Raw genomic sequence first — 10,000 nt, forward strand, 5'->3', positions numbered from 1 at the left:
CGCCTGCGGCCTGCCACCAGCGGATATAGGTCTGGCCATAGACCTGCGCCGCCTGACTGCGATCGGCGGCATAGGTGTCGAGCACATCGAGATCGGCCTGATAACCGCCGATCTTTTGCAGGGCGGCGCGGCTCATCCACGGCTGAATCTTCGACCCGCCCCATGAGGCATTGATCAGGCCGATGGGCACATTGACGTGGGTTTGCAGATCACGGGCGAAATTATAGCACACGGCTGACCAGTTGGGCGTGGTGGCGGGGGACGCCGTCTGCCATTCGGTCGGGGCGAGAAAGTGCGATTGCGGCGTGAAGGCCTGCGTCTTCTGCACCGTCATCATGCGGATGGTCGGGTTCTGCGAGGTGGCGATCTGCTCCGCCGCGCCGATCGTGTCCTTCAGGTTCCATTCCATGTTCGACTGACCGGAACAAAGATAGACATCGCCTACCAGCACATCGGACACGGTCTGCTTCACCGCGCCGGCCGAGGCGGTCAGCACATAGGGGCCGCCCGCTGACAGGGGGGGCAGTTCGGCGCGCCAATGCCCGGTCGCGTCGGTCAGCGCCGTCACGCGGGCAGAGCCGAAGCTCAGCGTCACCGTCTCGCCCGGCTTGGCCTCGCCCCAGACGGGGACGGGCCGGTCGCGCTGAAGCACGGCATGGTCGCGGAACACGTCAGCCAAAATGGGTTTGTCCTGTGCCTGAGCCGCCATAGGCAGGCTGAGCGCGATAAGGCCGGCAAGCCAGTGTCGTCGCATGGTAATAACTCCCTGTGTGTTATTGTTAGCGCTAACGCTAACCCCGCCCGCCCCCGCCGGTCAAACGCAAAAAGGCCGGACACCCTGCGGCATCCGGCCTACTTTAGTCGTATAATATGATTTTACAGCGCGATCACGCCGCCGTCCGTCTTGGTGATGACGATGGTGGCCGAACGCGGACGACCCGCCGTGGTGCCCGACTGGCTGTAGGGCCAGTTAGAGGACGGGGTCGTCGGCGTACCGCCTTCGCCCGGATGCTGGATATTGACGAACAGGGTACGACCATCCGGCGTCGAATCGATGCCGGTGATTTCGCACTCCTTCGGCCCGACGAGGAAGCGGCGCAGTTGCATCCCCGGGGCCTTGCCCACAAAGGTGCTCTGCGTGGCCGTCGCGCCGCCCGTGCCCGTATTGGTAATGGTGCGCGCACCGCCGTCGCCGACACGCCCCGGCATGGCCGCCAGCATCATGCAGTTGGTGACGTCGGTATAGGCCCCGTCGTCCGTCTGGATCCACAGCAGCGGATTAACCAGACCACCGGCATTGCTGCTGCGCGAGAACCACAGACCGTCGGGGCTCGAGAAGTCGTTGGTCGCGTCAAGGCCGGAGATATTGATATGGGTCGCATCCAAATCGGCCCCGGCCCCGAAGGCGTAGATGTCCCACTGGAAGCTGGTGGCTTCGGCATTGTCGCCCGCTTCGCGCAGGCGGATGATGTGGCCGTTCGGGTTGCCGAAGTTATTGGTCGTCCCCCTTGGGTCATTATAGTGACGCGGGTTGGCGGCATTGGTGCCGGTCAGCGGGCGGTTCGAGGCGTTGTTGTTGGTCAGGGTCAGATAGACCTCGCCATTGGCCGGGTTAACCGCCGCCCACTCCGGACGGTCCATCTTGGTCGCGCCGAGAACATCAGCCGCCAGACGGGTATTGATCAGCACGTCCGCCTGATTGGCGAAGGCATAGGTGGTGTTGGCCGCCGTCAGCACGCCCGTACCGAAGACGAGTGGCAGCCACACACCCTGACCCGTGGCGTCGAAGCGCGCCACATAAAGCGTGCCGTTATCGAGATACTTGTCCCCGATGGCCAGACGATCCGTGGCGTTGGCGTCCGCCGCCGACCACGGCGTGGCCGACACGAACTTATAGAAATATTCGCCGCGCGAATCGTCGCCCATGTAGAAGACCGGCTTGCGGCCCGCCACAAAATTGGCCGGCCACGCGCCTTCGTGACCCATGCGGCCCAGCGCCGTGCGCTTGCGCGGCACCGAATTGGCGTCATAGGGGTCGATTTCGACCACCCAGCCGTACTGGTTGGCTTCATTGCGGTAATCACCCGTGCCGTCCGCGGCCTTGGTCGTATCGACCGTGGTGTTCCACTTGGAAAACTTCCACTGATCGGCCGCGTTGGCAGCCGTCACCGTGGCCCAGTTATTGGCCCCGGCGGCCCCTTGCGACAGGCCGTAGCGGTTCAGCGCCACCACAGATTTGGCGCTGCGGTTGGCGTTGTCGCCCGACGCGCGGCGGAAATAGCCGGCCCAGTTTTCTTCGCAGGTCAGGTAGGTGCCCCAGGCATTGACGCCGTTGGCGCAGTTGTTGATCGTGCCGCGCGCCATGGTGCCTTCGGGTGAAAAGACGGTCTTGAGTTGCGCATCGCCGCGCGCCGGGCCGCTCAGTGTCATCGGCGTATTCGGCGTGATGCGGCGGTTGAGCGCCCCACCCTGCACATAGGTCCAGGTGCCGCCCGACTGCATGACTTCGACGACGCTGACGCCGTGGGCTTCGATTTCCTTCAACGCCTCGGCTTCCGGACGCGCGCCAGAAACCAATGTCGGGCCATTAATATGCAGATATTGCTCGGAAATATTCTCGTGGTTCATAACCAGGAGGCCGCGCGTCGAGCTGTTGGCATCGCGCGCCGTGCCCGTAGCGGCCAGACCGAAGAAGGCCATACCGTCGTGGTGATCGCCCGCGCGACCGGCAAAGTTGGTGTCGGTGCCGTTATTGGCAAAGGCCGCCACACCCGACAGGATCGGGTCGCCCATGCGGTACAGCACGCTGACCGAATAGCCTTCCGGCACGGTCACGATATCGTTCTTGTTCTTGGCCACGGCGGTGAAGCCGAGCTGCGCCGGGTTGATGGTGACCAGCGTGTCCTGATAGGTGCTGCGGCCCTGACCATCGACGGCGGTCAGACGGAATTCCAGATTGGTGGTCCCGGCGACCGAAGGCGCGATAAAGGTCGGGTTGGGCGTATTGGCGTTGCTCAGGGTGACCGACGGACCGGCGACCTGCGTCCAGCTCAGGCTCGCCGCCTGGGTGGCGCTGCCGTTGAGCGTGACGACGCGGCCCGAGGTCGAAGCCCCGACCTGACCGGCATTGATGACGGCCGCCGATTTGTTGTCGTCGCTGCCGCCGCAGGCGCTCAGGCCAAACAGACCGGCCACGGCCACCATGCCGCCCAGCAGTTGACGGCGCGACTGGCGCTCAGCGATCACGTCGCTCAGCGACGGATTGGCCGAGGTGTTGAACTCAAGATCACCGTCGCTGTGACGGCCGGTCAGCTTGGAATCGGACATGCGGGGAGCCCCTCTGAATTATCTTCGGTGGCCCTTCTTCCGACGGTTGTGTGACGGCGGTTTGAAGACTTGGTAGTGGTTTTATGACAAGCCGAAAACAGAAAGGGGCGCAGGGCTTTGGCCCTGCGCCCCTTTCTGTTTTCTGTTATTCGGACTCAGTATTCGTCGTCTTCCTCGTCGTGGACGGGCTTGGACGGGGCCGAGCCGAAGACGTCTTCGACCGTCAGGTCGGCCTTGCGCGAGAAGGTCTCTTCTTCGTCGTCGAACGGCACCACGACCGGGGCGGCGGGTTGCAGCGACGGATCGTCCAGCGGGATGCCCAGCTTTTCGGCCTGCTTGCGCTTCACTTCGGCAGCCTTTCTGACGGCGGCGTCCAGCTCGATCTGCGAGACGAGGCCCAGCGTCACCGGGTCCACCGGCTTGAGGTTGGCGGCGTTCCAGTGGGTACGGTTGCGCACCTGCTCAATCGTGGTCTTGGTGGTGCCGAGCAGCTTGGAAATCTGCGCGTCGGTGACTTCCGGGTGGTTCTTGACGAACCAGTAGATGGCGTCCGGGCGGTCCTGACGGCGCGACACTGGCGTGTAGCGCGGGGCCTTCTTTTGCGGCTTGAGCAGTTCGGCGTGGCGGCTCTTTTGCGCCTGCATACGGTAGGACGGGGTCTTTTCCGCCTTGTCCAGTTCTTCGCGGGTCAACTGACCATTGGCGATCGGGTCGGCCCCGCGGATGTCGCGCGCCACTTCGCCGTCGGCAATGCCTTTCACTTCGAGCAGGTGCAGGCCGCAGAAATCGGCGATCTGCTCGAACGAGAGGCTGGTATTATCGACCAGCCACACGGCGGTCGCTTTCGGCATCAGGATATCGGCCATATTCAGTCTCACAAATAGCTACGCCCGGCCTTTGCGACCGGGCGTGAGGGGATTCTTGTCATCGCTATAGACCGATTTTTCATCGAAGGGAATAGGATTATCAGCGACAAAACGGGTAGCCGGTTCACCACCTCAGCACCACCTTGCCCGTATGCTGGCCACTATCGAGATAGGCCTGCGCCGCCCCGGCGTCGGCGGCGTCGAACACCCTGGCCAGCACCGGACGGATGGTCCCGCCTTCGATCAGCGGCCACACCCGTTCGGCCACTGCCGCGCTAAGGCGGGCCTTTTCGTCGGCGCTGCGCGGCCTGAGCATCGAGCCGGTGAGTACGCCCTGTTTCTGCATCAGGCGCGGCAACTCGATTTCGGTGGTGTTGCCGCGGATCATACCGACCTGCACGATGCGCCCACTATGCTTGAGGCACAGGATGTTTTTGGGCGTGTAGTCGCCCCCCATGATATCGAGCACCACATCGGCCCCGCCAAGGTCTTTGACCGGGGTGACAAAATCACTGTCGCTTGTGTCGATCACGTGATCGGCCCCCAGTGCCTTTACCCACGCCGCCCGCTCCGCCCCGCGCACGGTGGCGATGACGCGCGCACCAAACCCTTTTGCCATCATCACCGTCATCGAACCGATACCGGAATTGGCCCCGTGGACCAGCACGGTCTCACCGGCCTGCAAAGCGCCGTGCTCCATCAGATTGGCATAGACGGTCAGGCACACTTCGGGCAGGCCCGCCGCTTCGGCCTCGCTCAGACCGCGCGGCACGGGCAGGAGGTGGCGGGCATCGACGCTGACGAATTCGGCATAGCCGCCGCCATTGACCAGGCTGCACACGCGGTCGCCCGCTTTCCACAGATTTTCGTCGCTGTTGACGGTTTCGACCATCCCGGCGACCTCAAGGCCCATAATCGGCGACGCACCGGGCGGCGGCGGGTAGCTGCCCTGCCTTTGCAGGATGTCGGGGCGGTTTACGCCGGCGTGGCTGACCCGAATTAACACATGTCCCCGCCCCACTTCGGGACGCGGCACATCGCCCACATACAGATCATCGGCGCAGTGGCCGCCTTCGCGGATGAGAATAGCTTTCATGATCAACCGTGCCGCTTGCTTTCTTCGCCCCGTGGGGGTTTTATAGGACATGTAGAGACATTTACGGCCAGCGCAACGGTTCGCGCGCTGGCTGCAAAGGTTTCCAACCCGTGATATAACCCCAGAGGAGACGCCGCATGTCGGACGAGGAAGCGTTTACCCCCGCTTTTCGCTCAGGCACCGGGCCGGGCGGGCCGCTGAATGCCTTGATCCGTGAGGATCTGAGCGGTTATTCGGTCATCGACCTCAAGGAGCGCATCGGCGCGCTTGAGGCCGAAATCGTGCGTACCCGGACCATGCTCGACTCCAAGCAGAGTGGTCGCAGCGCGGCGGAAGCCCTGTTCTCCTTCAAGGGGAGTTAGGGCTTTGTTAGGGTTCGGCGTGGCAGGTGCGCGCCCCGTCCTGTCGCTTCGGGTGGCACGCCCGTTGCAGGACGATCAGTGACCTCAGGGGTGCCGTTTGCGCCCCTTACGTATTGTGTGTTTTGAGATTTTCCGAAGGCCAGCCATGTCCGATACCGGTGCCGTAGTTTCCCTGTCCCAGCGTGCGGACCTCGTGCGTGATTTTGCCCGTTCGGACCTGTTCGACCGGACCTTCCGCGAAGGTATGGGTCTGGTGGAAGAAACGGCCTCCTATCTGGACGGCGATGGCCGCCGCGACTCGCGCATCCTGAGCCGCGAAGACGCCCTGCTCTATGCCGGTGAGTCCATGCGCCTGACGACGCGCCTGATGCAGATCGCCTCGTGGCTGCTGGTGCAGCGCGCCGTGCGCGAAGGCGATATGGAAGCCACCGACGCCTGCGACGAAAAGTATCGCCTGTCGGCCGCCGCCCAGAGCGAATATGGCGACCAGCTCAAGGTGCTGCCGCAGGGCCTGCTGGAACTGCTGGACCGTTCCAACCGCCTGTATGACCGCATCTCGCACCTCGATCGCCGCATGTTCGTCGAAGCCGAGGCGGACAAGCCGCAGACCAATCCGGTGCTGGATCAGATGGCCCTGCTGCGCAACACGTTTGGCAATCTCTGATATCCTCCTCCCCTGAGGCGAAGCGTACGGGATGAAAAACTTGCCCCCGGCCCGCTTTTGGGGCAGGACGAGGCGATGACCTCGCAACTCTACCTCATCACCCCACCCCGCATTGCCGACCACGCCGCCTTTGCGCGCGCTCTGGACGACGCCCTGTCGGCTGGCCCGGTCCCGGCCCTGCAAATCCGCCTCAAAGACGTGTCACTGGATGAAATCCGCGCGCTGACGCGGCTGATCACGCCGGTCGCCCACCGGCGCGGCACGGCGGTTCTGATGAACGACCATGTCGATCTGGCGAAGGAACTGCGTCTTGACGGCGTGCACGTGGGTCAGTCCGACACGCCCTATAAGGAGGCGCGCAAGCGGCTGGGGGCCGAGGCCATGATCGGCGTCACCTGCCACAATAGCCGCCATCTGGCCATGGAAGCCGCCGAGGCCGGGGCCGACTACGTCGCCTTCGGGGCCTTCTATCCCACCGCCACCAAGACGGTCGAATACATGGCCGAGCTGGACACCCTGACCATCTGGCAGGAGACGATGGAAGTGCCCTGCGTCGCTATTGGCGGCATCACCGCAGCAAATGCGGCCGAAGTGTCCGCCGCCGGAGCCGACTTTATCGCCGTATCCGCAGCCGTCTGGACCCATCCGGACGGCCCGGACGCCGGCGTCAGGGCGCTGCTGGCGGCGATTTAGGGCCACACCGCCTCCAGTCATAGTACTGCCAGCCCAGCGCACCGGTGTAGAGCGTCAGGCACAGGGTGTCCCCCGGTTCGGTCTTGCGATAGGTCTGCGTTCCAATAGGCAACTTGCGGACCTGCGTTACAGGCCCCCAAGCCTCCACGCGTACAAACTTGGCCCCATAGCGTCCGGACGTCTTGCTTAGCACCTCCGTTTCAAAAGACTGCGGGGGCGCCGTCTCATAGGCGCCGTTGGCCAGGGTGAGCGCACTGAAGGCGTAGATCAGATTTACGGGCAGGATCAGCCAACTTATGACGCGACTATCCCCCATTTTTTGTAAGATCAGCAAACCGAGCGCCGCGACCAGAGCGCTTCCCAAGATCGCTGCCTCATCGACGGGCTCAAACCGGAAATAAGCGACCAGTGCTGTCGTCACCACGGGCCAGACCGCTATATGCCAGACGGGCAAGGTACGGCGAGGTTGGCCGAAAAACGACCAGCGCCCACCCGACAGAGCTGGCAGCCCACATACCAGCAGCGGAATAAGCACGGCAATCACCCGAACGGGCGGATAGCCGCTGATCAGCGTCCAGAAGGCCACCATGCCGGAGAGGCCTGAGAGGACGCCAAGAAACGCTTTATGATTATAGATCCGCGCTTCACGAACCTCGGTCGGACCAAAGGCAGGGTTGGTGAGCAGTGCCCTGTTCTTGAACGTCTCGTCCGTGGCCTCCAGATCGGGCAGCCCGTTCAGCCAGTCCGCAAGGGCGGTTTGCGCGCCGCCAAATAAGGACACCTTTATATGCCACCCGTCGCCGTCTATGGTCCGGACTACTATATGGGCTCCGTACTCAGAGGTTCTGAGGCCCCAACCGAGCACCTCCTGCCGTCGCAATCTGTGCACCTTGAAGGCGGCCCGCCATTCGACGGCCTCAGCATCAAGTTTCAGATAGGCAAAGTAGCTGCTGATATAGGTAACCCCTAAGACCAGCGCACCGCTTAGGCTCATGCCGCATGTAAGCAGGCGCAGTGAAAGGCGCTCGTCTGTAGAAAAGATCAGCCCCAGCAGAAAAAAAACCACACAGCCAAGCAGCGGCAGGATGATCTCTTGCCGGTCGTATTTCGAGCTACGAAAGATTTTCTCGACTGACATGCCCTACCCCTGAGTGAGGGGATACAAAGGGTCCCGCCCACAGTCAACCAGAGCGCAGCGCGCGTCTTACTCCACCGCCGCCGATGGTGACGGCCAGCCGACCGACATTTCGACGATGACCGGTTGCAGCGCCTGCATATTGGGGTTGGAGGACGCCACCTGCGTGTCGCCGACAATATCGCTGGTCAACTGACCGGTGTGGCCTTCCGGCGGCGCGAAGCGCAGGCTCAGTACGCAGTCGCCCGACATCATGCCGAGCGTACCGCCCTTGAAGTCCGCCGCATAGCCGCCGTAGTCCCAGTCAAAACCATAGAGATCGAACCCCTTGCCATTGGCCGCCTCGACCGCTTTCAGCGCAGAGCCAATGCGGATATTGCCGGGGCCGTACCACTGCACTGCACCGCGACCGATGCGCACATCAGCCACCTGCGTCTTGGCTTCGTCCCAGAAGGTGACCACCACCTTGCGCGCCGGATCGTCGGGATAGAGGACGACGGCGCTTTCGGTCGTGCCTTCCGGCCCAGGCACGGTTTCTTCGCGCGACTGACCGGCAAAGGCCTTGAGCAATTGTGCCGCCGTGGCCGATTTGGCCACCGGCGTTTCGCACGACAGGGCCTGCACCCCCTTGTCGGCGACGGCCTCAGACTGAGCGCCATAACCCTCACCGGCCTCGCCCTGCTTTTCAGTCTTGCCACAGGCTGTCAGGGTCAGAAGGGCCATGAGGGCTATACCCGTCGGCTTAAGCATGTCGCACTCCTCTCTATCTCAATCGGCGTTACCATGCGCTGGCTCGTATAAAAAGTCGATTCCCGCTGCGGCTTCGCGGCCCCCTTGCCTCGTCTGGGGTAAGCGTGTAGTAACGCGCGCAAACTCTTCTGGGCCTGTGCGCTCGCTCCTTGACAAGTCGAATCCATGAAAATCAACGCCAATACCATCAAACCGGGCATGATCCTCGAATATCAGAACGGTCTGTGGGCCGTCGTGAAGACCGAGCACGTGAAGCCCGGTAAGGGCGGCGCCTTTGCCCAGGTCGAAATGAAGAACCTCGTCACCGGCACCAAGCTGAACGAGCGCTTTCGTTCCGACGATACGGTTGAGCGCGCCGTGCTGGAGCAACGCGATCACTCGTACCTCTACGAAGATGGCGACATGCTGGTGTTCATGGATCAGGAAAACTACGAGCAGATTTCGCTGTCGAAGGACTGGGTCGGCGAAGATCAGGTCCGTTTCCTGCACGACGGCATGATCGTTGTTATCGAATCCCACGAAGGCAAGCCGATCGGCATGAGCCTGCCCGACACGGTGGTGCTCGAAGTCATCGAAACCGAGCCGACCATCAAGGGTCAGACCGCCTCGTCTTCCTACAAGCCCGCCAAGGCCTCCAACGGTATGCGCGTCATGATCCCGCCGTTCATGGGCACGGGTGAGCGCATCGTCGTTTCGACCGAAACCGGCGAATATATGCGCCGCGCCGATTGATCTCACGAAAAAGTCCCGGTGTAGGTGCCGGTACGTTTTTCGTGACTTGAGTATTGTCACTTCAGGGCCATTCCTCCGTTCTCCTGAGCGGATCTTCGCCCTGGAGTGGCTTTTTAGTTAGGGCGGCAATCTCACGTCCGCCAAACTTAAAGGAATAAGCCGTGGTAATCCAATCCGCCCTCATTCAGGCCATGGTCGCCGCCATCCGCAAGGCGTGCAAGGGCGTGTCCCGCGACTTCGGCGAAATCAGCGAGCTTCAGGTGTCGCGCAAAGGCCCCGGCGACTTCGTTACCGCCGCCGACAAGCGCGTCGAAGCCGCCCTGTTCGAGGAGCTGACCCGTCTGCGCCCCGGCTACGGCTTTCTGGGGGAAGAAC

At 62.7% G+C, this 10,000-nt stretch carries 11 protein-coding genes; 5 read left to right on the top strand and 6 right to left on the bottom strand.

Features of this window, described 5'->3' with window-relative positions; translation table 11 throughout:
* The 4 genes from LDL37_RS03705 to LDL37_RS03720 all read right to left on the bottom strand — a co-directional run.
* Positions 1-754: carboxypeptidase-like regulatory domain-containing protein (locus tag LDL37_RS03705; protein WP_290794528.1), on the bottom strand; the 754-nt coding region annotated here is incomplete at its 3' end.
* Positions 755-876: 122 nt separating this feature from the next.
* Positions 877-3,327, bottom strand: a complete 2,451-nt coding sequence (locus tag LDL37_RS03710) for an alkaline phosphatase PhoX (protein ID WP_290794531.1) — start codon at positions 3,325-3,327, stop codon at positions 877-879.
* Positions 3,328-3,482: 155 nt separating this feature from the next.
* Complete coding sequence (locus LDL37_RS03715; RefSeq protein ID WP_290794534.1) at positions 3,483-4,193, bottom strand: cell cycle transcriptional regulator TrcR; 711 nt, start codon at positions 4,191-4,193, stop codon at positions 3,483-3,485.
* Between the two features lie 124 nt (positions 4,194-4,317).
* Positions 4,318-5,289, bottom strand: a complete 972-nt coding sequence (locus LDL37_RS03720; protein ID WP_290794537.1) for an NAD(P)H-quinone oxidoreductase — start codon at positions 5,287-5,289, stop codon at positions 4,318-4,320.
* Positions 5,290-5,426: 137 nt separating this feature from the next.
* Here LDL37_RS03720 and LDL37_RS03725 point away from each other — a divergent pair, with 137 nt between their 5' ends.
* The 3 genes from LDL37_RS03725 to thiE all read left to right on the top strand — a co-directional run bounded on the left by LDL37_RS03725 (position 5,427) and on the right by thiE (position 7,008).
* Complete coding sequence (locus tag LDL37_RS03725) at positions 5,427-5,651, top strand: DUF1192 domain-containing protein (protein WP_290794540.1); 225 nt, start codon at positions 5,427-5,429, stop codon at positions 5,649-5,651.
* 145 nt (positions 5,652-5,796) lie between these two features.
* Positions 5,797-6,315 carry a DUF1465 family protein gene (locus LDL37_RS03730; protein ID WP_013479208.1) on the top strand — a complete coding sequence of 173 codons (519 nt, stop codon included), beginning with the start codon at positions 5,797-5,799 and terminating at the stop codon, positions 6,313-6,315.
* Between the two features lie 75 nt (positions 6,316-6,390).
* On the top strand, positions 6,391-7,008 hold the full coding sequence (thiE, locus tag LDL37_RS03735; RefSeq protein WP_290794545.1) for a thiamine phosphate synthase: 618 nt from the start codon (positions 6,391-6,393) through the stop codon (positions 7,006-7,008).
* Here thiE and LDL37_RS03740 read toward each other — a convergent pair.
* Together LDL37_RS03740 and LDL37_RS03745 are read right to left on the bottom strand one after the other, a co-directional pair.
* Positions 6,983-8,146 (bottom strand): hypothetical protein, encoded by a 1,164-nt coding sequence (locus LDL37_RS03740; RefSeq protein ID WP_290794548.1) that lies wholly within the window; start codon positions 8,144-8,146, stop codon positions 6,983-6,985. The genes thiE and LDL37_RS03740 overlap by 26 nt on opposite strands.
* A 66-nt stretch (positions 8,147-8,212) precedes the next feature.
* Positions 8,213-8,893, bottom strand: a complete 681-nt coding sequence (locus tag LDL37_RS03745; protein ID WP_290794551.1) for a hypothetical protein — start codon at positions 8,891-8,893, stop codon at positions 8,213-8,215.
* Positions 8,894-9,058: 165 nt separating this feature from the next.
* Here LDL37_RS03745 and efp point away from each other — a divergent pair, with 165 nt between their 5' ends.
* Together efp and LDL37_RS03755 are read left to right on the top strand one after the other, a co-directional pair.
* Positions 9,059-9,625 (top strand): elongation factor P, encoded by a 567-nt coding sequence (gene efp, locus LDL37_RS03750; protein WP_126420867.1) that lies wholly within the window; start codon positions 9,059-9,061, stop codon positions 9,623-9,625.
* A gap of 161 nt (positions 9,626-9,786) precedes the next feature.
* The coding region (locus LDL37_RS03755; RefSeq protein ID WP_290794555.1) for an inositol monophosphatase family protein at positions 9,787-10,000 on the top strand (214 nt) is incomplete at its 3' end.

It is taken from the genome of Asticcacaulis sp. (assembly GCF_020217185.1).
GTDB lineage: Bacteria > Pseudomonadota > Alphaproteobacteria > Caulobacterales > Caulobacteraceae > Asticcacaulis.

Excerpts from the sequence above, each read along its gene's own strand:
- thiE (WP_290794545.1), top strand. The coding sequence starts at position 6,391 with ATGACCTCGCAACTCTACCTCATCACCCCACCCCGCATTGCCGACCAC.
- LDL37_RS03740 (WP_290794548.1), bottom strand. The coding sequence starts at position 8,146 with ATGTCAGTCGAGAAAATCTTTCGTAGCTCGAAATACGACCGGCAAGAG.
- LDL37_RS03730 (WP_013479208.1), top strand. The coding sequence starts at position 5,797 with ATGTCCGATACCGGTGCCGTAGTTTCCCTGTCCCAGCGTGCGGACCTC.
- LDL37_RS03715 (WP_290794534.1), bottom strand. The coding sequence starts at position 4,193 with ATGGCCGATATCCTGATGCCGAAAGCGACCGCCGTGTGGCTGGTCGAT.
- LDL37_RS03710 (WP_290794531.1), bottom strand. The coding sequence starts at position 3,327 with ATGTCCGATTCCAAGCTGACCGGCCGTCACAGCGACGGTGATCTTGAG.
- LDL37_RS03725 (WP_290794540.1), top strand. The coding sequence starts at position 5,427 with ATGTCGGACGAGGAAGCGTTTACCCCCGCTTTTCGCTCAGGCACCGGG.
- efp (WP_126420867.1), top strand. The coding sequence starts at position 9,059 with ATGAAAATCAACGCCAATACCATCAAACCGGGCATGATCCTCGAATAT.
- LDL37_RS03745 (WP_290794551.1), bottom strand. The coding sequence starts at position 8,893 with ATGCTTAAGCCGACGGGTATAGCCCTCATGGCCCTTCTGACCCTGACA.
- LDL37_RS03720 (WP_290794537.1), bottom strand. The coding sequence starts at position 5,289 with ATGAAAGCTATTCTCATCCGCGAAGGCGGCCACTGCGCCGATGATCTG.